Annotated in this window: 20 protein-coding genes; 16 read left to right on the forward strand and 4 right to left on the reverse strand. The window is 51.1% G+C overall.

The window, feature by feature from the left end:
• Positions 1-64: 64 nt before the first annotated feature.
• The gene (locus tag SPIBUDDY_RS02475) at positions 65-1,351 is read left to right on the forward strand and encodes a sn-glycerol-1-phosphate dehydrogenase (RefSeq protein ID WP_013606182.1); all 1,287 of its coding nucleotides are present in this window, start codon (positions 65-67) and stop codon (positions 1,349-1,351) included.
• Here SPIBUDDY_RS02475 and SPIBUDDY_RS02480 read toward each other — a convergent pair.
• The gene (locus SPIBUDDY_RS02480; protein ID WP_013606183.1) at positions 1,332-2,135 is read right to left on the reverse strand and encodes a TIM barrel protein; all 804 of its coding nucleotides are present in this window, start codon (positions 2,133-2,135) and stop codon (positions 1,332-1,334) included. The two genes, SPIBUDDY_RS02475 and SPIBUDDY_RS02480, sit on opposite strands and share 20 nt — an antisense overlap.
• 95 nt (positions 2,136-2,230) lie before the next feature.
• Here SPIBUDDY_RS02480 and SPIBUDDY_RS02485 point away from each other — a divergent pair, with 95 nt between their 5' ends.
• The gene (locus tag SPIBUDDY_RS02485) at positions 2,231-3,982 is read left to right on the forward strand and encodes a glycoside hydrolase family 2 protein (RefSeq protein ID WP_041381000.1); all 1,752 of its coding nucleotides are present in this window, start codon (positions 2,231-2,233) and stop codon (positions 3,980-3,982) included.
• Between the two features lie 2 nt (positions 3,983-3,984).
• Positions 3,985-5,130, forward strand: coding sequence for a Gfo/Idh/MocA family protein (locus SPIBUDDY_RS02490; protein ID WP_013606185.1), 1,146 nt, complete (start codon positions 3,985-3,987; stop codon positions 5,128-5,130).
• A 4-nt stretch (positions 5,131-5,134) separates the two neighbouring features.
• Here the strand turns inward: SPIBUDDY_RS02490 and SPIBUDDY_RS02495 are convergent, their stop codons facing one another.
• Entirely contained in the window at positions 5,135-5,911 is a 777-nt protein-coding gene (locus SPIBUDDY_RS02495) for a hypothetical protein (RefSeq protein WP_013606186.1), read from the reverse strand.
• A gap of 77 nt (positions 5,912-5,988) precedes the next feature.
• On the opposite strand from SPIBUDDY_RS02495, the gene SPIBUDDY_RS02500 reads away from it, so the two are divergent.
• The 3 genes from SPIBUDDY_RS02500 to SPIBUDDY_RS02510 all read left to right on the forward strand — a co-directional run bounded on the left by SPIBUDDY_RS02500 (position 5,989) and on the right by SPIBUDDY_RS02510 (position 8,757).
• Positions 5,989-6,672 carry an MBL fold metallo-hydrolase gene (locus SPIBUDDY_RS02500; protein ID WP_041380517.1) on the forward strand — a complete coding sequence of 228 codons (684 nt, stop codon included), beginning with the start codon at positions 5,989-5,991 and terminating at the stop codon, positions 6,670-6,672.
• Complete coding sequence (locus SPIBUDDY_RS02505; RefSeq protein WP_013606188.1) at positions 6,669-7,040, forward strand: VOC family protein; 372 nt, start codon at positions 6,669-6,671, stop codon at positions 7,038-7,040. The genes SPIBUDDY_RS02500 and SPIBUDDY_RS02505 overlap by 4 nt, the downstream gene beginning before the upstream one ends.
• An 88-nt stretch (positions 7,041-7,128) precedes the next feature.
• Positions 7,129-8,757: a SulP family inorganic anion transporter gene (locus SPIBUDDY_RS02510; protein ID WP_013606189.1), complete on the forward strand. Its 1,629-nt coding sequence runs from the start codon at positions 7,129-7,131 to the stop codon at positions 8,755-8,757.
• Here SPIBUDDY_RS02510 and SPIBUDDY_RS02515 read toward each other — a convergent pair.
• Positions 8,750-9,613 carry a helix-turn-helix domain-containing protein gene (locus tag SPIBUDDY_RS02515; RefSeq protein ID WP_155816036.1) on the reverse strand — a complete coding sequence of 288 codons (864 nt, stop codon included), beginning with the start codon at positions 9,611-9,613 and terminating at the stop codon, positions 8,750-8,752. The genes SPIBUDDY_RS02510 and SPIBUDDY_RS02515 overlap by 8 nt on opposite strands.
• A gap of 99 nt (positions 9,614-9,712) precedes the next feature.
• Here SPIBUDDY_RS02515 and SPIBUDDY_RS02520 point away from each other — a divergent pair, with 99 nt between their 5' ends.
• Entirely contained in the window at positions 9,713-10,390 is a 678-nt protein-coding gene (locus SPIBUDDY_RS02520; protein WP_013606191.1) for a fructose-6-phosphate aldolase, read from the forward strand.
• Between the two features lie 6 nt (positions 10,391-10,396).
• Here SPIBUDDY_RS02520 and SPIBUDDY_RS02525 read toward each other — a convergent pair whose 3' ends face one another.
• The gene (locus SPIBUDDY_RS02525; protein ID WP_013606192.1) at positions 10,397-11,185 is read right to left on the reverse strand and encodes a GNAT family N-acetyltransferase; all 789 of its coding nucleotides are present in this window, start codon (positions 11,183-11,185) and stop codon (positions 10,397-10,399) included.
• A 163-nt stretch (positions 11,186-11,348) separates the two neighbouring features.
• Between SPIBUDDY_RS02525 and SPIBUDDY_RS02530 the strand changes: the two genes are divergently transcribed.
• The 9 genes from SPIBUDDY_RS02530 (at position 11,349) to SPIBUDDY_RS02565 (ending at position 19,338) form a co-directional block, all read left to right on the forward strand.
• A complete protein-coding gene (locus tag SPIBUDDY_RS02530) occupies positions 11,349-12,485 on the forward strand; it encodes a sodium ion-translocating decarboxylase subunit beta (RefSeq protein ID WP_013606193.1) in 1,137 nt (378 codons plus the stop codon).
• A gap of 15 nt (positions 12,486-12,500) precedes the next feature.
• On the forward strand, positions 12,501-12,626 hold the full coding sequence (locus SPIBUDDY_RS16425; RefSeq protein ID WP_013606194.1) for an OadG-related small transporter subunit: 126 nt from the start codon (positions 12,501-12,503) through the stop codon (positions 12,624-12,626).
• A gap of 177 nt (positions 12,627-12,803) precedes the next feature.
• Positions 12,804-13,493 carry a FadR/GntR family transcriptional regulator gene (locus tag SPIBUDDY_RS02535; protein ID WP_041381002.1) on the forward strand — a complete coding sequence of 230 codons (690 nt, stop codon included), beginning with the start codon at positions 12,804-12,806 and terminating at the stop codon, positions 13,491-13,493.
• A 124-nt stretch (positions 13,494-13,617) separates the two neighbouring features.
• Positions 13,618-14,688: a tripartite tricarboxylate transporter substrate-binding protein gene (locus SPIBUDDY_RS02540; protein ID WP_013606196.1), complete on the forward strand. Its 1,071-nt coding sequence runs from the start codon at positions 13,618-13,620 to the stop codon at positions 14,686-14,688.
• Positions 14,689-14,744: 56 nt separating this feature from the next.
• Complete coding sequence (locus SPIBUDDY_RS02545) at positions 14,745-15,230, forward strand: tripartite tricarboxylate transporter TctB family protein (protein ID WP_013606197.1); 486 nt, start codon at positions 14,745-14,747, stop codon at positions 15,228-15,230.
• 13 nt (positions 15,231-15,243) lie between these two features.
• Positions 15,244-16,761 (forward strand): tripartite tricarboxylate transporter permease, encoded by a 1,518-nt coding sequence (locus SPIBUDDY_RS02550; RefSeq protein ID WP_013606198.1) that lies wholly within the window; start codon positions 15,244-15,246, stop codon positions 16,759-16,761.
• Between the two features lie 14 nt (positions 16,762-16,775).
• Complete coding sequence (locus SPIBUDDY_RS02555; protein ID WP_013606199.1) at positions 16,776-17,528, forward strand: SDR family NAD(P)-dependent oxidoreductase; 753 nt, start codon at positions 16,776-16,778, stop codon at positions 17,526-17,528.
• A gap of 26 nt (positions 17,529-17,554) precedes the next feature.
• Positions 17,555-18,403, forward strand: a complete 849-nt coding sequence (locus SPIBUDDY_RS02560; RefSeq protein ID WP_013606200.1) for a transketolase — start codon at positions 17,555-17,557, stop codon at positions 18,401-18,403.
• Entirely contained in the window at positions 18,400-19,338 is a 939-nt protein-coding gene (locus SPIBUDDY_RS02565) for a transketolase family protein (RefSeq protein WP_013606201.1), read from the forward strand. Before SPIBUDDY_RS02560 ends, SPIBUDDY_RS02565 begins: the two co-directional genes overlap by 4 nt.
• Positions 19,339-19,347: the final 9 nt, after the last annotated feature.

Here is a 19,347-nt window from a genome sequence, read left to right on the forward strand (position 1 = left end):
CTGAGTGTATCGCACTGCTTTTCCTCACTCAAGTGTCTATGGTATGCTTGGCAAGGAGGCTTGCATGGATACGAAGATTTCGCTGGTGCAAAGAGGAGCCATTGAGAAGGTTGGCTCAACCTTCGTAGAGGCATTCGGCCACACGAACGCATTGCTGGTAGCCGATGGGAACACGTTGCGTGTTGCCGGCTTTGCCACAGTCCGCTCCCTTGAGAAGGCCGGCATTGAAGTGCGTCGGTTCATTTTCCCCGAGCTCCCCCAGCCGTATGCCGATGAGCACTCGATAGCGCAAGTCCGCCTTAGTTTGGAGATGGACAATTGCATTGCCGTAGTACTGGGGTCTGGAACGCTCAATGATATAACCAAGCGTGCAAGCTCTGAATTGGACCGCCCTTACATGGTGGTTGCCACCGCCCCATCGGTGGATGGATACACCTCCTATGGTGCAGCTGTTTCCATAAAGGGGTTCAAGCAGACCCTCAGTTGTGCTGCTCCCCAGGTTGTTCTTGCCGATACCGATATTCTGTGTGAAGCTCCTTCTGATATGATTGCCAGCGGCTATGGTGATTGCATGGCCAAGTTCACTGCCGGCATGGATTGGATTCTTGCCGATCTTCTAGGCGTGCAGGCGATCAGAAGCGATGTATGGGATATGGTCCAGAAGCCCTTGCGTTCGGTGTACGCCCATCACCACGGGATTGCCAACAGGCAACGTGAGGGGATCGGCCTGCTTTTCGATGCCCTCTCAGCCAGTGGCTTCGCCATGCAAATCATGCATGACTCAAGACCTGCCAGTGGCGCAGAGCACCTTATCAGCCATATTTGGGAGATGGAACACCTCAGTAAGGATGGCCTTGCGGTAAGTCATGGTTTCAAGGTTGCAGTAGGTACGATGACCATCGTTCACCTGTATGAGGAACTTGCTTCGTTGGATATTTCCGACTGCTATGGCAAGAGCAGCCAGAGTTGGGAGGAGCGAAAACAAGCAATTCTTTCATTCTTCCCCAATGAGAAGGTAGCAGAAGAAGCCCTCGCGGTTTCCAAAGCGAAGTTTTTGGAAGGGGAGGCATTGCAGGCGAGGAGAAAAGCCTTGATTGCGTTGCTTCCCGCTCTCAAGCAGAGAATTGCCGAGCAGCTTCCTCCTGCTCAAGAGCTGCGCTCTACGCTTCTTGAGGTAGGCTGCCCTGTCCATCCCAGTCACATCAATGCAACCCTTGTTGACCTGAAGCGTGCAGTGCTAGGTGCTCAGATGATTCGCAATCGCTATACGGTATTGGACCTCTACTATGAATTGGGGTTGTTTGACCGGGCACTGGAGTGTTTGGAAGGGCTTAGCGGAAGAGTAGATTGATGCTCTTTTTGATTTCTTCTTCCAGAGCCGCAGTATCGAGAGTATGCACCCTTGGGCTGAAGGGTTCAAACGAGAAGGTTCCCCGATAGCCACTGGTTACCAAGGTCTGAGCCTGTTCCTTTGTACAAAGCAAATCCTCCTCCAAAAAGAGAAGCCGGTCGGCATCACTGGGTTCTTCTCCAAGCTGTGCCGGCAAGACTGATGAAATATGCACAATACCGGTATGGGAGGAAAAGAACTCCTGCTCGTTTGCTAGGTGATGGTGGAAGGTATCGTGCACAAGCCGATACCATTTCTGATACCCGCTTGCCTCGATTGCCTGTATTGCTTCTGCTTTGTTTCTCAGTGAACTCGTTGTGAAACCCAGCGGTTCAACATAGCCGTATAGCCCATACTCCTCAAACAACGGTCCGTATTGGGAGAGTGCAAACCGGGTACGTTCGAGCCATACAGTACGCTCTGCATCAGGGGGAAGACCACTTACCGGGCACAATACGATTGCCTCAGCACGAATCTTTTTCGCATACTCCAGGAGGGCTCGGAGCTCTTTTTTTCTTGCATCCGTGTAGTCGTTGAAACGCTGCAGGGAATTGATGCTGGCAATGCTGAGATTGTTGTTCGCAAGTTGCTTCCGTACTTCCCTTGGATTCTTGCCGTCAAACGGGTTTTGATTTCCGATAGTGTTTCTCAATTCAATGGTTGAGCATCCACACCGCCGGGCAAGGGCAAAGAAATCAAAGAGAGGCAGGGAAGGGGCGATAATCCTGTTCAATCCAATCTGCATGTGTTCAGCCCTCCCGCTCTCATACTACCACCGGAGAACATCATGTCAAGCAAACGATGCTGGTGTTCAGTTCACTGCAGTGTTACACTACCTGCATGCAAACCATCTACCTATCTCACCTGCACGATCAAGCTTTTAGGGCGAAGTTCCACCAGAAGCAACTAGCTTGCGACCAGCTGGTCACGCTCACCGGTCGTACATCCATTCCCCTTGAAGGGCCATGGAGGCTGTGTCCCGACCAGTATGACACCTGCCTGAGGGCGGGATGGTACGCTTACACGGGCAAGGAAACAACGCCGGTTGACTGTGATTTTGAATTCTGGAAGGAAGTAATCGTTCCCTCGGTTTGGAATACCGAGCATGAGCCTTGGGAGTATTATGAGGGCAGCATGCTCTACCGGACGGAGTTTGCTTCCTCCCAAAAGGAGGGAACAAGAACCTTCCTGGTTTTCGAGGGAGTGGCAAATCGTGCCTATGTGTTCCTCAATGGAATCTACCTTGGGTTTCACGAAGGTGCCTCTACTCCTTTCAGTGTTGAGATAACCGCCTCTCTCCAGGATAGAAATACCCTGTTGGTTTGTGCCAACAACACACGAAGTGTTAGCTCTGTTCCTTCGGAGAATACCGATTGGTTCAACTATGGGGGTATCTACCGGCAGGTGCATCTGATGCAGGTTCCCCCTTCTTTCATCAGACATTGGTATGTACGGCTTCTCGATGCACACACCCTCGGTATCGATATTGAGCTTTCAGGCATCCATGACAGTGTCCAAGTTGTTTGCAAGGAGCTTGGCCTTTCCCTCCTTCTTGCAGTACACGACCATACGGCTTCGGTCCAGGTTCCCTTTACCGGACAGGTTTGGGGTATCGAGAACCCCAAGCGATATACCTTTTGCCTGCAGTATGGACAGGACAGGGTGGAGGATACCATCGGACTGAGGACCATCGCGTGCAGGGGGAACCAGATTTTGCTCAATGAAAAACCAATATTCCTACGCGGTGTCTGCCTGCACGAGGACCACCCTGACTTTGGTCGCTACGTCAACGAGAACCTGGTACGAAGGAGCTTGGAGGATGCAAAGCTTCTGGGTTGCAATTGCATCCGTCTTTCCCACTATCCCCATCACCGCTACATGGCTGAAATAGCTGATGAGCTTGGCATGCTGCTTTGGGAAGAGCTTCCAGTCTATTGGGCGATTGCCTTCTCAGATCCTGCAGTACTCGCTGATGCGAAAAACCAGCTTTCCGAGTTGATTCTTCGGGATCGAAATCGCTGCAGTGTGATCATATGGTCGGTCGGCAATGAGAATCCTGATACTGATGAGCGTCTTGCATTCATGTCTTCTCTCGCCTCCTTGGCCCGCAGCCTCGACCCTTCAAGGCTTGTCGGTGCAGCGTGTTTGGTCAATGAGCATACGCTATGCATCCAGGACCGCTTGGAAGCTTGCTTGGATGTCATCGGGCTTAATGAGTACTACGGTTGGTATGACCCCGATATGGGCAAGTTGAAAATACTGCTTGAGCATTCGCTTAAGGACAAACCGGTATTGATCACCGAGTTCGGTGCAGGTGCAAAGGCCGGTTTCCACGATGCTGAGGCAGCCTTGTTCAGTGAAGAGCGGCAAGCCTTGTTTTACAAGCAGCAGTTTGTCTTGCTGCTCGGCAGTCCTACCGTTTCTGGTACTTTTCCTTGGCTTTTGTACGATTTTCGCTCCCCAAGGCGGATGAACAAGTACCAAGGCGGGTATAATCGCAAAGGCCTCATCGATCAGTCCCGCCGGCATAAGAAGCTTGCCTATGCGACGGTTCAGACTGAGTATAGGCGATTTAAAGAGCAAGGAAGGTAATCGTGCAAACACTTAACGTGGCAATAATCGGTTGTGGGGGCATTGCAAAAGCCCACATTGAGGCATATCAGCTGCTCGGGCAGGGGTGCGTGATTCGTGCACTGTGTGATATCTATCAGCAAAAAATGGAGAGTCTGAAAGAACACTACCTGCTAGGCGATGTTTTCATGACGGAGGACTATCATCAGTTGCTCAAGGACGATGATATTCAGCTGGTATCGGTGTGCCTGCCTCCTTCCTTGCATTGCCAGATTTCGGTAGATTGTCTTCTGGCAGGCAAGCATGTTCTTTGCGAAAAGCCTATGGCTCCCTCCCTCAGCGAGTGCGACCTGATGATGCAGGCGGAGCAAAAAAGCGGGAAGCTACTCTCAATCGTAGCCCAGAACCGCTTTAAGACCGATGCCATGCGCATGAAAACCCTGTTTGAGGAGGGTAAGCTAGGCAAGGTCTTGTTGGCCCGTGTCAACTCGATGTGGTGGCGTGGTACCAAGTATTACGACCTCTGGTGGCGTGGAACCTATGAGATGGAAGGGGGTGGATGCACGCTCAACCATGCTGTACACCAGATCGATATCCTGTTGTGGCTGCTGGGCATGCCTAAGAGCGTCTACTCGGTAATGGCCAATGTAGGCCATCCGAATTCGGAGGTCGAGGATGTCTCCCTTTCCCTTCTTTCCTACGAAGGAATGCTTGCCCAGATTGATACTAGCTTGGTCGACCATGATGAGAAGCAGGAGTTCTTCTTTGCCTGTGAGAAAGCTTCTGTTGGTATTCCTTGGATGCTGAAGGCATGCAAACAAAGGCCCAATGGATTTTTGGACCCGAATCCCGAGCAGGAAGAGACCCTGCAATCATATGTGCAAAGCCTGCCGGAACTCGATACGCAGCGGCATGCAGCCCAAATTGAGGATGTAGTGCATGCCATTCTCCAGCGAAAAGCGCCTTTGGTTACCTCACAGGATGGACGTAATGCCATTGAACTCATCAGCGCGATGTATAAAAGTGCAACCTTTGCCCAGAACGTAATGCTTCCTTTGCAACCGGATGATCCCTTCTATACCCAAGAGGGATTGCAGAAGTACGCAATACGATATCACAAGAAGCAAAAGTCGATGGAAAACCTGGAGGATGCAGAGATTACCCTGTAAGGTTTCAGGCTTCCACTCCCCAGATTTCCAGCTGGGTAAGGGCCGGGAAGGGGGAAGGGTCATCCTCAGCTTTCTTTAGGTCATGGAGGGTGATGCTTGTCACTACTTTTGCCTTGATCGGAAAGCGTTGGGGAAGCTCCTCCTTCTTCAGCGGCAATCTATAGGTCTCTCCCTCGTTGTCGGTTATTGAAGCCTGGGTCCACCAGCTGTCATGCGGCCAGTCGGCACGCAGGGTCAGCCGTATTTCATCCATGCGAACCGGTCTGCCGAAATCAAGACGAAGCTCAGCCTTGGGGTCGCGGTTTATCCCCCAGCTTTCAAAAGGATACTCCCCGTGGCTGTGGTTGGCGAAGTTCCCATCGATGGCATTGCGTGCAGCAAACACCATTTCCCCGCGTGTTTCCACATTGGCTTTTGCATGAGGGAACAGGCCAATGGTGTGGTGATGGTCGTAGGGGTTGAGGGCAAGGTTTCTGCGTCCGGGTTGCTCCACTTTGGAAAGGGTGAGCAGGTGCATGCTACCCATGAAAGCTTGGGCAGGATAGCAGGTACGAAGTGCAGGCAGCAATGGGATGGCATACCGGGCTTCTTGCTGCAGGTAGACTATATGGGCTCCCAGGGCTTCATCCAGCTGGACCTGATAGAGGCCGCTTTGTCTGACGTGGATGACGATCTGGTCTCCCTCGTTGTACGGGGATGGGTGCACTAAGGCAACTCCATACCCACTCTCTACGCTACGACGGATAACGGCCTCATCCTTGTCCAGAATTACAATGTGCATCTGCTTCCTCCTACGTGCGTACTATAGCATATGCATACTGACTTGACAGCAGGCTTTTGTTCGTCCATGGTTATGGTATGAATTGTACATATTTAGGTCATAGCACCTTTTTGCTCGAAACAGAAGAAGTGTTGCTCCTTTTCGATTACACCGGAGGGCCGCTGAACCTCCCCGATGGAAAGAAGAGCTTGCTGGTGTTTGCCAGCCACCGCCATGGGGACCACTTCAGTGATGCCATTTTCTCACTGGCACAAAGGGAAGGGAAAACGGTGTTCATTCTCTCCTCCGATATTGCCACCCACCTTGTACCGGCACATGTGCAGGTTCGCTGGATGGGACCGTACGAGGAGCTAACTATAGAGAATGTGGCACTCAGAACGCTGAAGTCTACCGATGAGGGTGTTGCTTTTGTCCTGCAGGTGGGGGAAAAGACCCTCTACTATGCAGGGGACTTGAACCACTGGCACTGGGAGGGTGAAAGCGAGGCGTATAACAAGCAGATGCAGCATGATTACCACACCGAGCTCAGACTGCTTCCTTCCAAGCTCGACCTTGCCTTTGTTCCGGTGGATCCAAGACTTGGCCGGTTCTATAGCCTTGGGGCAAAAGATTTGGCAACAAGGGTCACGGTGAAAACCCTCGTTCCGATGCATTTCTGGAAGGATAGCTCAGTGTGTGCAAAGCTTGCCAAGGAACTTGACCTTTTGGTTGGAGAGGTTGTATTGCTTACAAACGATATCACTACGTGGAGGATTCAATGAAGTTTAGCTTTGTTCATAATAATTTCAATGTTACCGATCTGGATACATCGCTTGCTTTCTATAAAGAGGCTTTGGGCTTGGTCGAAGTGAGGCGTAAGATTGCTACCGATGGTTCCTTCATTCTCGTTTTCCTTGGCGATGGGGTTTCCAAGCATCAGTTGGAGCTGACTTGGCTGAGGAACTGGGAGAAAGGCACGTATAATCTTGGCGATAATGAGTTCCACTTGGCCTTCGATGTTGATGATATGGATAGCGCTCGGGCAAAGCATCGGGAAATGGGATGCATCTGCTACGAGAACATCAATATGGGCATCTATTTCATCGTAGACCCAGATGGTTACTGGTTGGAGATTGTTCCCAAGAAGTAAGCAAGGGACCTTTGCGTCCCTTGAGCTTCCTTGGTGAAAGTTCTATGCTTGGCCTCGATTCATATGCATGTGTGTGGGGGTAGGTGGGATGCGTAAAGCTAATAATCTTAAACAAGCTTCATTTCTTACAGACTTGAAGCGTGAGTTCTCTTCATATTCGGCGGCCTCGTTTTCCAAGGACCTGCTGGCGGGTTTGACTGTCACTGCAGTTGCCCTGCCGCTGGCTCTTGCATTCGGGGTGAGTTCCGGTCTCGATGCAGCCAGCGGTCTGATTACTGCAATTCTGGCAGGTCTCATTATCGGGGCCTTGGGCGGAGCTTCCTTTCAGATTTCCGGACCAACCGGAGCCATGGCTGCCATTCTGGTCAGCTTGGTTGTTCGTCATGGTACCGAAGGTGTCTTCATTGCAGGATTCTTGAGCGGGCTCATCCTGTTGGCAGCAGCGTATCTGAAAGTCGGTGCCTTGGTTTCCTATATCCCCAGCCCGGTTGTTACCGGCTTTACCAGCGGTATTGCCGTCATTATTGCGTTAGGGCAGATAGATAATTTCTTTGGTACTGCCAGCAGTGGTGAGGGAGCCCTTGCAAAACTGATTTCCTATACTTCATTGGGATTCCCCATCGATCTTGCTACCATGGCTTATGGTTTGTTTGTCGTTCTGCTCATGGTTCTCTGGCCCAAGAAGTGGAATGCACGATTCCCGGCAAGTCTTTTGGGTATTATCATCACCTTGGGTGTGCAGATGTTCCTGAATCTTTCGGTGAAGGAAGTAGGGATGATTCCCCGTTCCTTGATGGGAGAGAACAGGCTTCATATTTTTGAGCTTCCGATTAGAGAGCTGGCACAGTATATATCCCCGGCAATTTCCATTGCAGCCCTTGGTATGGTTGAGAGTTTGCTGTGCGGCAGTTCGGCTGGAAAAATGAAGGGGGAGAAGCTGAATGCAACCCGTGAATTGTATGCCCAGGGCATCGGCAATGTCATCATTCCCTTTTTCGGAGGTATTCCTGCAACAGCAGCCATCGCCCGTACATCGGTGGCGATAAAGAGCGGGCAACAGACTCGCATAACCGGTATCATTCATGCTATCGGACTGCTGGCCTCCATGTTCCTGCTTTCTCCGTACATGAGCAGGATTCCTCTGGCTTCCTTGGCCGGGGTTCTCATGGTTACCGCCTGGAGGATGAATGAGTGGCACTCCATCCGCCAGATATTCTCCAAGAAGATCAAGACTTCGATGGCCCAATTCCTTATTACCATGGTGGCAACGGTCGTATTTGACCTGACCATCGCCATTCTCATCGGTCTGATTTTCTCCATGGTGATGTTCATCATCCGCAGTCACCACATTTCTATAGAGATTGATCCTGTCTCGGCAGAGCTCGGTACGTACGATGCAACGACAAAGGTCGTCTATGTCGATGGCTCACTGTTCTTCGGCAGTCAGGAACAGTTGACAAAAACCGTGGAGAGCTTGCTTTCAGAGGGTGTGGGTCGCATTATCTTCAGCCTCAGAGGGGTAGCTACCATTGATCACAGTTCCATCAATGAGTTTGTGGAGATAGTGCATATGTGTAGGAAACAATCGGTGGATGTACTGTTTTGCGGTTTGCAACCTTCGGTGCAGTCGCTGATGAAGCGCCTGGATTTCTATGATCTTGTAGGTCAGGACAAATTCTTTTCCTCAGCGGTGACTGCCTTGGAGTCGCTTAGGTAAAACGGCTGGTAAATATCCGCTGGTACTGTTTGGGGCTCATTGCCATGACCTTGCGGAATTGGCGGGAAAAGTAATTGGGGTCCTTGAAGCCGCAAGCTTCGCTGACTTGTCCCATCGAGAGCCCTCTCTCCTGGATGAGCGAGCAAGCATACGCGATACGTTTATGGATGTGGAACTCAATCGGCGAAAGCCCGGTACTCTGCTTGAAACAACGATTGAGCGTGCTGGTGCTCATATTTGCAATAATCACAAGGTCCTCGGTAGTGAGGGCCTTGTCCAAGTTTCCATCCATGTAAGAGATGACTTCCCAAAGCCTGCGGGCGTTTTGGTTGGTTTCCCGGGGTATCTGATCGTAAATGCGCGAGATTTGGACAAGCAGTTCAACCAGATACGCGTAGGCGAGGGTTTTGGAGCCCGAGCCGAAGCTTTGGTCGTCTGCTTCCTTTTCCATGAGCTGGACCAAGGGAATGAGCTCGGCGATCTGGGAAGGGGAGAGGGTGAGTCCCTCGATGTGTTCGGATTGCATGAAAATGGCACAGAACCCCGGCAGTTCGGTTAAATCCAAGGCATGGCGGGTTATGAGGTTCCTTCCATACAGAATATTGTACAACACGAGGTTTTCCACATCCTTGTACCCATGTTCGACACCGGGCGGAATGAAGAGTACCGAACCTTCTCGCAGCGGCATCTGTTCATCGGCCGTAAAGTTGATCCCTCTTCCGCTGATAACGATAACCAATTCATGAAACTCATGGCTATGAAGCCGGTACGGTAGCTCGGGGTCGCGCTTGATTACCTTCAGTTGCATAGTTGGCTCGTAGAAGAACGAATTTTCGGTAAGGATGGTTTCACTCATGCCGAAATGGTTGTGCATCTTACCGTGTTTGTCAAGAACGCCTAGCAGACAGTTGTTCAGTTTGCTTTTGTGTGACACACTGGTTCTAGAGGTATTGCCATGGATTTGTTGCTTGATACTGCTGATCTTGCAGAGGTGGAACATGCGCTTCACTACTATCCCATCAAGGGAGTCACCACCAATCCAACGATGCTCTCCCGATTGGCCCAAACGCATGTGGTTTCGCATCTGAAAGCAATTCGAAGTGTAATCGGGGATGGTCGGGACTTGCATGTGCAGCTGATGGCACGTGATGAGAAAACCATGATCAGGGAAGCCCACCACCTCGTTTCTCAGTTGGGGGAGCGGACATTCATTGCTGTTCCGGTAACAGAGGTCGGTCTTTCGGTGATAAAGGAATTGTCCCAAGAAGGCCTTCTCATTACCGCTTCCACCGTCTTTTCCACAATGCAGGGCATTCTAGCCATGCTCAGCGGGGCACGCTATGTGGCTGTCTTCTATGATCGGATGCTGAACCTGGACATCGATGCTAGCAGGGTCATCAAGGAGTTGGCAGGGCTTTTGTGGACCAATACCAGTTCCACCCAGGTTCTGGCAGCAAGCTTTCGCAACATCGCTGAAGTGACCAACGCCTATGCAAGCGGGGCGGGCTGCTGCACAGTGAAACCTGAGCTTCTCTCCACCGGCCTTGCCATGCCTTCCATCAAAAAAGCGGTGCAGGACTTTGCCGATGACTGGCAGAAGGTGTACGGGGATAAGACGCTGTTGGATTTGTAGACAGGCTTAGAATTTCATCATACCCCAACGTCCGATGGTCTCGAACCCCAGCCGGTGATAGATTGCACCAGCAAGTGGATTGCTGTAGAACAAGCAGAGAAAACTCAGACCATCGGTGAAGCATTGGGAGCACAGTCTGCTCATTACCTGTGAGGCATACCCCCGTTTGCGATAGGAAGGGTGGGTTGCCACCCCGATAATCATGGCTCCGCTTTGGGTTTTCGCCGCAATATTTGCCATACAGACGAGCTGCCCATTATTGAAGATCCCAAACCCAAGGCAACCTTTTTCATACGTTTCCTTTGTTTGCTTGAGTTTTTCCGACTCGTGTTCAATGTAGGGTTTTGCGAACTCTTCTATCTGTTTATAGAGGTCAATAATTGCCTGGGCATCGCTCGGACCAAGTTTGACAATGTCCCGGTCGGCAGAAGCTTCCATCTTAAATGTTTGTTTATTGAGTCTGCATAGGTACGTCCCTTGTACCTTACTGGCAGGAAAATACTGCTGGATATCGAGCAAGAGGCTCTCTTTGGCGCTGAGGCAGAGCATGGTTTGCTTCTTAAGGAACTCAACAACCGGCTGCAAGTCAGGTTGGGCCTTGTTACTGGTGATCAGGAAGTTCTCATAGAATCGCAAGACAAGGCAATCCCAATCATCGCCGAAGGCATACAGATTCACCACATCGCTCTCGAGTCCATAGAGCTCTATATCTCCTTCGATGAAGAGATTGACTTCCTTCTCCCCAGCGATGTATTGCAGCACCGCCGGAATATCCTGGTTTGTTAAAACTTGCATGTCGCTACTATACGACAGCAAGTAATCAAAGGCAATTGTCTGGTATTCGTGGGATTTATTTGACCAATCGATTTTTACCCCCTATGATGAACCCTGTTGGGGGAGCTTCATTGCCATCGTGCGAAGTCAACTTCTTCCCCTATTTCTTTTCTGGAGGTTCACTATGGACTTCTTGTTGGACGGACTGCTCGCCACTACCTGGAAGCAACTGGTAATGTTTGGTGTTGGCAGCCTTCTCATCTATCTTGCAATTGCAAAGAAACTCGAACCCTCACTGTTGCTTCCCATGGGATTCGGAGCGATTCTGGTCAATCTGCCGTTCAGCGGTGCTGTAACGCAGATGATGACAGGCATTGGTGAAGTCCCAGGCATTCTTGACTGGCTCTTCCACTTTGGCATCGAGGCTGCAGAGGCTATGCCGCTGTTGCTGTTCATTGGCATTGGAGCGATGATTGACTTTGGCCCGCTGTTGGCCAACCCCAAGCTCATTCTCTTCGGTGCTGCTGCCCAGTGGGGTATTTTTGCCACGATCAGCTTGGCAACCCTCATGGGATTCAGCCTGGTCGATGCTGCTTCCATCGGTATTATCGGGGCTGCCGACGGACCGACGTCCATTCTGGTCTCCCAAGTATTGGGTAGTACCTACATTGGACCCATCGCCATTGCCGCTTACTCGTATATGGCATTGGTTCCAATCATCCAACCCTTTGCGATCAAATTGGTGACAACCAAGAAAGAGCGGATGATCAGAATGCCGTACAATCCACGTTCGGTCTCAAAGCGTTCCAAAATTCTCTTTCCTATTATTGTTACCATCGTTTCAGGCTATGTTGCTCCGGCTTCCGTTTCGCTGGTCGGCATGCTGATGTTCGGCAACCTCATCCGTGAGTGCACGGTATTGGATACTTTGTCCACTGCGGCCCAGACGGTACTGGTAAACCTGGTAACCCTGCTGCTTGGTATCACTATTGCATCCACCATGAAGGCTGATGCCTTCGTAACCGTGCAAACGGTCATGATCATGGGCTTGGGATTGTTGGCTTTCGTGTTCGATACCATCGCAGGTGTTCTGTTTGCCAAGGTCCTGAACCTGTTTGTAAAACAGAAGGTAAACCCGATGATAGGGGCTGCCGGAATTTCAGCATTCCCGATGTCAGCCCGCGTCATCCAGAGAATGGGACAGCAGGCTGATCCTCAGAATCACCTGTTGATGCACGCAGTCGGGGCGAACGTAGCCGGTCAGATCGCCTCGGTCATTGCCGGTGGTGTTATCCTGGGCTTGGTCCCAGGCCTATTGTAAGGGAGGGGGTGGTATATGGACACGGTGTTTGGCAAATCGCTGACCCTCATGGCACAAGGGATGGTGGGCATTTTTGTTGTAATTCTCATTATCTTTTTTGTGCTGTTGGTTTTGGGAAAAAGTAAGAAAGTAAAAGAGTAAGGTAGCAAAGGAGGAGGTAGCAATATTCCCCCTCCTTTAGCCTATATCGATACAGTAATATCGATATATTTATACGCTATAAGCATTTTGTAATAAAAAGTTGTTGACATCCCCAACTTGTATGATAACCTATGAGTATCGAGACCAAGGGGGTTGGGGATGCCGGGACACAGTACCATGAAAATTGTCAAGTCGCAAAAAGTATCCGCCCAGGTCTACGATCAATTGCTTGAACGCATTAAGAACCACAAATGGGATGAGGGAACCAAGCTTCCCTCCGAAAACGAGCTTCGCCTTGAAATGGGCGTGAGCCGTATCAGCATTCGAGAAGCCATGCAGAAGTTGACCGCCCTCGGAATAGTGGAAACACGCCAGGGAGAAGGGTCCTTCGTCAAGAAGGTCACCAGCGACAGCTATAGGGACATGATGCTTCCGATGTTCATGATCAACAAGAATTCGCTTGAGGAAATCCTCGAGTATCGTATGGTGATGGAGGTAGGGGCAACAGAAATTGCCGCAAATCGCATCACCGCTTCTGAGTTGGCTGAGTTGGAAGCCATCGTAGTGCGTATGGAACAGAATGATAACGATGTGAAGACCTTTTCACATGACGACATTCTTTTTCATATGGCCATCTCGAAGGCAACCAAGAATCAGATGTTGATAAATGTTTCCTTGTTTATGCAGGACTTGCTTGCAGCAAGCATGGAATCCATTGTTACCCATTTGGGCATGAAGGACGGAAAATACTTTCACCGTCTTATCCTGGAAGAAATGAAAAAAGGGAACAGGGCAGGGGCGGTAGAAGCGATGCGAGAGCATGTAGCTAAGACTGTTGACCGGGTTTCTGAGCTCTCAGAGCTCTAGGTACGATGTACAGATACTGTTAACTGTTGTCTTATAGCTAATTGCGATAACTCATAAGACAACTTACAACTGACTAATAATCTTATGGCTTGTGCCATGGAATATAAAAAAGGAGATTTTTGTTATGAAGAGAAACAAGATTCTGGTCGTATTGTGCATCCTGATGGTTGCCGCCTCTTTCCTGTTTGCCCAGGCAACCGGTGAGACCGCCAACGTGAAAGTGTGGCCGAAAACCCAGCCGGTGGTGTATGTCGGATTCGGAGCCGGCGGTGGTACCGATACTGCTGTTCGCCCTGTCATCGCAAAGATGGAAGAGTACCTTGGTGAAACCATCAACGTGGTAAATCAGGCTGGAGCTGCTTCTGCTGTTGCTGCAAATACGGTTATGTACACCAAAGCGCACGACGGTTATAGCATGTTTGCAACCGGTAGCGCCCCGATTTCCGGTTTCCGCGTAATGGGCACCAGTGAAACTTACTGGGCCGACTGGGCTTCCTTCCACCCCTACATGGGAGCAGCTGCCCTGGTCGTTCGCACCGATTCCAAAATCCAGACCTATGACGAAGCAATTGCCTACTTGAAGAGCAAGAAAGTCAACTTCGCCATCAGCGGATTTGGTGTTGGTCCCCACGTTCTGTTCGAAGCTGTTCGTGATATCGCCGGTATCGCAGCACCCAACTACATGACCGCTGGTTCCTGCCGTCAGGCCGGTATCAACGTAATTGCTGGTGATGCAGAGATTTCCATGGCAACCTTCAGCTCGGTTATCGACTTTATCAAGGCTGGACAGCTCCGTGCTCTTGCTATTACTGATACCAAGGACTATACCGATTTCGGTCTGAATATTCCTTCTATCACCAAAGTGCAGAAGAATGCTGAGAACATCCCCTTGCTCAGTGAGACATGGCCGATTTTGATCCCCCGCGATGCTCCCAAGGCTGTTGTTGACAAGTTGACCGAAGCTTTCTACTGGGCCGTCAAGCAACCCACCATTGTTGACTATGCAAAGAATCAGGGGCTCGTAATCGCTGGCTACGCCGGTGAAGATGCAGACAAGTTCCTTGCCATCCAGGAAGCTGGTTATGCTTGGACTCTGCAGGGCGTTGGCTCGACTACCGTGAGCCCGGAGAAACTTGGCATTCCCAAGCTTGCTGATTTCAACTGGGAAGTTGCAAAGCAGAAGATCAAGAAATAAGGAAGTGTTCGGGAGGTGGGGTTTCCCATCTCCCGCTTTCTAGAAAGGGTAGTTGCATGAGCCAGAAAATTAAAACGACAACGTCCGATCTCATCATGAGTGTCATACTCATTGTATTCGGAATCTATCTCATTATCGAAGCACTTGGGATGAAAGTGTTCAATACCTTCCTTGATGCACCGGGATTTTTCCCGTTGATCCTGGGATTCATCTTTATTGCATTCGGTCTCCTTATGCTCAATGGTGCTTTACGGGGTGGTAGTGTACAGGCCGCCAAGGCAACCTTTACCAAGGATAGTCTGACAACGCTTTTTTTGAATAGCCAGACCAAGCGCGTAGTGATCCTCACGTTCTTCATGGTGGTGTATATTTATGGGCTTATTGGAAAGGTTCACTTTTCCATTGCCACCTTCCTCTATCTGTTTGTGACCTTTTTTTATCTCAAATCCACGACGTTGGTGAAGAATATCATCATATCAGCAATCTCTGCATTGGTTATCGGTGCAGTCTTCCAGTACGTCTTTAAAATTCCTCTTCCTTAAGGTAGGAGAACTTATGTTTGAAGCACTATCTTTGCAATTTGCCCTGTTCGGATCTGCAGCTGCGCAAGCGTTTGCGTTCCCCCAGGTATTTGTAACAATGATCGCCACGATAGCCGGGATTGTTGTCGGAGCTATTCCAGGGCTTACGGCAACAATGGCACTCGCACTTCTGATCAACTTGACGTACTCCATGCAACTGCCGGTTGCCGTGGCCTTCCTCTTGGGAGTCTATGTCGGAGCCGTCATGGGTGGCTGTTACTCCGCCATCATGATCAACATTCCTGGAACACCCTCTGCAGCGGCGACTGCATTGGATGGATTCATCCTTGCCAAGCAAGGCCATGGCGGCCAAGCCATCGGCGTTGGTGTCATCGCTTCGTTTATTGGATCGTTGTTCTCCATCGTCATCCTTATTTTCCTCACTCCGTTTCTCTACAAGATTGCCTTGAAGTTCGGCCAGTGGGAATATTTCCTGATTTCTGTGTTTGGTATTATGATTTGTGGAAACCTTTCAACGCAAAGTACGCCGATCAAGGGGTGGATCGTCGGCTTCCTTGGCTTCTTTACTGCCATGATAGGCTTGGATGCAGTGTATGCATTCCCACGCTTTACCTATGGCAGCTACAGCCTGATGGGAGGTATCTCCCTCATTCCAGCCCTCATAGGTGTATTCGGTATCTCTGAGATTCTCTCTGTGTTGCAGGAAGATATTCCTTACTCGATAGAAACTCAGCTCGGCAGGGTGCTCCCGACCAAGAATATCGTCAAGGATATCGTGCATACTGCAGTACGTTCCGGCCTGATCGGCTGTGGCATCGGTGCCGTCCCTGGTGCTGGTGAAGATATTGCCGCTTGGGTCTCCTACGATGTCGGTAAGCGGCGAAGCAAGAAAGGCCATCTGTTCGGGAAGGGCTGTTATGAGGGATTGGCTTCGGCTGAAACGGCAAACAATGCTTGTGTCGGTGGTGCCATGATTCCTCTGCTTACGCTTGCCATTCCAGGCTCGCCACCGGCAGCCATGTTCCTCGCCGCCATTTGGTTGCACGGAATCAAGCCCGGTCCGATGCTGGCCTTGGAATCTCCTGATTTCCTCTACTTGACTGCAATAACCTTGACTATTGCCACTTTCTCGATGCTGGTATTCGGTCTTGCTTTGGTAAAGCCCATGGTTAAGATTTTGAAGATCAATCGTAAGATCCTCATGCCTATCATCGTGCCATTGACGGTCATTGGTGCCTATGCAGGCAATGTGAATAGCTTTGATATCGGTGTTATGTTTGTCTTTGGTATCCTGGGCTACATCCTGCGCAAGCTTAACTATCCCATGGCTCCCTTGGTGCTCGGCATCATTCTTGGACCTACGGCAGACATCAGCTTCCGTCAGGCTCTGATGCAGGGACAGGGTTCGATCATCCCGCTTTTGGGACGACCGGTCGGTATCGTTCTTATGCTCGCCATCATTTGGATTTTGTTTTCCGGCGTACGGAACAGTCGGGTAGCTAAGGACATGACCAGTCCAAGTGCTGGTTGAGAAGGAGAGCGGGTGTGAACGTACAAAATAAAGTCATCCTGGTCACCGGCGGAGCCGGTGGACTGGGAGCTGAAATGGTGGAACTTCTCTGCAGAAACGGGGCGAGGCTCTATATTCTGGACTTGGATGTGCAAAAGGGTGAAGCCTTGCAGGCTCAGATGAGACAACTGTCGTATAGTGCGACGTTCCTCAAGCTGGACCTTACCAGTGAGCAAGCCTGGCAGGAAGTCATTGCCCAAATCGTAACGGAAGCAGGAAGAATCGACGTCCTGGTGAACAATGCAGGCATCAACATCCGAAAGCCCATCGAAGAGATGAACTTCTCTGAGTTCAATACCATGATGTCAGTCAATGTGGGGAGCGTGTTCTTGGGAACGAAATACGTGCTGCCGGTAATGCGGAAGCAGGGCGGCGGGGCTATCATCAATACTTCCTCGGTCTGCGGCCTCATTGGTCATCGCTATACGCCGGAGGCTTACACCACCAGCAAGGGTGCGGTGACGCTGCTGACCAAAGCAATCGCCAGCCGGTACGGACACGAAAACATTCGCTGCAACTCGATCCACCCGAGCACCGTCGACACCCCGTTGGTGCAACAGATGTTCAAGGATCCGATCAAGAAGCAGCAGCGCCTTGATGAGGTGCCGCTGGGACGGCTTGCAACAGCGAGCGATGTCGCCAATGCAGTATTGTATCTGGCCAGCGAAGAAGCCTCCTTCATCAACGGGATCGCCCTGCCGGTGGACGGCGGAGTCACCTGTTGCTAAGGCAATGAGAGGAGTAGGAGAAAATCATGGAATATTCACAAGAAATCGTAAAGGAACTGAAGCGCAAAGCGATTCAGGTACGTGCCAATATCCTGGAGATGATACCTCCGGGAAAAGTGGGGCATCTTGGTGGCAGCAGCTCGATAGCGGATGTGATGGCGGCCCTGTACTTCCACACAATGAAAGTCAGTAGGACCAATCCAAAGGATCCGGGCCGCGATCGTCTAATCATGAGCAAGGGCCATGCGGTGCTGGTCCAATACGCCTGCCTTGCAGAGCTGGGGTACTTCGACCGCAGTGAACTGGGTAAGGTGAAAACCTTCAACGGTATGCTGCAGGGACACCCGGACATGGACCGAACCCCCGGAATCGAGGCCGTTACCGGCTCGCTCGGTCAAGGTTTGTCCGTATCACTGGGCATGGCACTCGGCCTCAGGTTGGACAAGAGCGAAAACCGCGTCTATGCAATCCTGGGAGACGGAGAACTTGCCGAGGGGCAGATCTGGGAGGCCGTGATGGCCGCTTCCGTCTATAAGGCGAGCAATCTGTGCGCCATCATCGACTGGAACGGGGTGCAGGCAACCAGCACCACCGCCGAAATCTTCCCCATCGCCAATCTGGTGGAGAAGTGGAAGTCCTTTGGCTGGAACGTCATCGAGATCGACGGCCATGACATGGTCCAGATCCTGAAAGCCCTCGATGCAGCAAAAGCCTACACCGACGGCCCGACGGCAATCCTTGCCCACACGATCAAGGGAAAATGCTTCCCCTTCGCAGAAGGAAAGGCGAAATACCACAATGCTGCCATGAACGATGAAGAGTACAAGATTGCATGGCAGTGCATCGAGACCATGAAGCGGGAGGTAGAGGCATGAGAACGAGTGACAGCTTGAGGAAGACCTACGGGGAGACTTTGGTCGAACTGGGAAAGGATAACAAGAATATCGTATTGATGGAGGCCGACCTGGGCAATTCGACGATGAGCAGTCTGTTTGCCGCGGCATACCCCGAGCGGTATTTCCAGATGGGCATCGCCGAGCAGAACATGGCAAGCACGGCAGCTGGGCTTTCGTTGACGGGCAAGATCCCGTTCATCAACTCATTCGCAGTGTTCGCCTCCGGTCGTGCCTACGACCAGATCCGCTCCTCTATCACCATCGCAAACCTGAATGTAAAAATCTGCGGCTCGAGTGCGGGCCTCTCGGACTACGGCGACGGCAAGACCCACCAGAGCATCGACGATATCGCCCTGATGCAGGTGCTTCCTCACATGACCGTGCTCTCCCCCTGTGATGCAGTGGAGACCGAGCAGATGGTCAAGGCGATGGTTGCAAGCAAGGGACCTGTGTACATCCGTATCAATCGCAACGACCTGCCGATCGTGACCAATCCCAATGCCGAGTATCACATCGGTAAGATGACGCAAATCGTTGAGGGAAAAGACGTGGTGGTGTTCGCCACCGGTATCATGGTGCAGCAGTCGATGGCGGCTGCCGAACTTCTGAAGAAGGAAGGGATCAGCGTCAGGGTAGTCAATGTCAGCACGATCAAGCCGCTGGATAAGGATGTTCTTTTAGGCTACTGCGACGGTGTGAAAGCTGTGGTGACGGCTGAGGAGCACAGTATTATCGGCGGACTTGGAAGTACCGTTGCAAGCGCCCTGTCAAAGAGCCGCCTGCCGCTGGAGATTCTTGGAGTCGGTGACTGCTACGGTACGAGTGCCGAGAACTATGACATCCTGCTCAAGCACTACGGCTTGGAGCCCAAGGATGTGGCGCAGAAAGTCAGAGACGTTCTGGCCGTCAAGTAAGGAGAAACA

It is taken from the genome of Sphaerochaeta globosa str. Buddy (genome assembly GCF_000190435.1).
Taxonomy (GTDB): Bacteria; Spirochaetota; Spirochaetia; order Sphaerochaetales; family Sphaerochaetaceae; genus Sphaerochaeta; species Sphaerochaeta globosa.

Bases quoted from the DNA above. Each gene is read 5' to 3' on its own strand.
- SPIBUDDY_RS02550 (WP_013606198.1), top strand. From the start codon at position 15,244: ATGTTTGAAGCACTATCTTTGCAATTTGCCCTGTTCGGATCTGCAGCT.
- SPIBUDDY_RS02475 (WP_013606182.1), top strand. From the start codon at position 65: ATGGATACGAAGATTTCGCTGGTGCAAAGAGGAGCCATTGAGAAGGTT.
- SPIBUDDY_RS02540 (WP_013606196.1), top strand. From the start codon at position 13,618: ATGAAGAGAAACAAGATTCTGGTCGTATTGTGCATCCTGATGGTTGCC.
- SPIBUDDY_RS02530 (WP_013606193.1), top strand. From the start codon at position 11,349: ATGGACTTCTTGTTGGACGGACTGCTCGCCACTACCTGGAAGCAACTG.
- SPIBUDDY_RS02520 (WP_013606191.1), top strand. From the start codon at position 9,713: ATGGATTTGTTGCTTGATACTGCTGATCTTGCAGAGGTGGAACATGCG.
- SPIBUDDY_RS02505 (WP_013606188.1), top strand. From the start codon at position 6,669: ATGAAGTTTAGCTTTGTTCATAATAATTTCAATGTTACCGATCTGGAT.
- SPIBUDDY_RS02480 (WP_013606183.1), bottom strand. From the start codon at position 2,135: ATGCAGATTGGATTGAACAGGATTATCGCCCCTTCCCTGCCTCTCTTT.
- SPIBUDDY_RS02535 (WP_041381002.1), top strand. From the start codon at position 12,804: ATGAAAATTGTCAAGTCGCAAAAAGTATCCGCCCAGGTCTACGATCAA.
- SPIBUDDY_RS02515 (WP_155816036.1), bottom strand. From the start codon at position 9,613: ATGAGTGAAACCATCCTTACCGAAAATTCGTTCTTCTACGAGCCAACT.
- SPIBUDDY_RS16425 (WP_013606194.1), top strand. From the start codon at position 12,501: ATGGACACGGTGTTTGGCAAATCGCTGACCCTCATGGCACAAGGGATG.
- SPIBUDDY_RS02525 (WP_013606192.1), bottom strand. From the start codon at position 11,185: ATGCAAGTTTTAACAAACCAGGATATTCCGGCGGTGCTGCAATACATC.
- SPIBUDDY_RS02510 (WP_013606189.1), top strand. From the start codon at position 7,129: ATGCGTAAAGCTAATAATCTTAAACAAGCTTCATTTCTTACAGACTTG.
- SPIBUDDY_RS02545 (WP_013606197.1), top strand. From the start codon at position 14,745: ATGAGCCAGAAAATTAAAACGACAACGTCCGATCTCATCATGAGTGTC.
- SPIBUDDY_RS02565 (WP_013606201.1), top strand. From the start codon at position 18,400: ATGAGAACGAGTGACAGCTTGAGGAAGACCTACGGGGAGACTTTGGTC.
- SPIBUDDY_RS02560 (WP_013606200.1), top strand. From the start codon at position 17,555: ATGGAATATTCACAAGAAATCGTAAAGGAACTGAAGCGCAAAGCGATT.
- SPIBUDDY_RS02500 (WP_041380517.1), top strand. From the start codon at position 5,989: ATGAATTGTACATATTTAGGTCATAGCACCTTTTTGCTCGAAACAGAA.
- SPIBUDDY_RS02495 (WP_013606186.1), bottom strand. From the start codon at position 5,911: ATGCACATTGTAATTCTGGACAAGGATGAGGCCGTTATCCGTCGTAGC.
- SPIBUDDY_RS02485 (WP_041381000.1), top strand. From the start codon at position 2,231: ATGCAAACCATCTACCTATCTCACCTGCACGATCAAGCTTTTAGGGCG.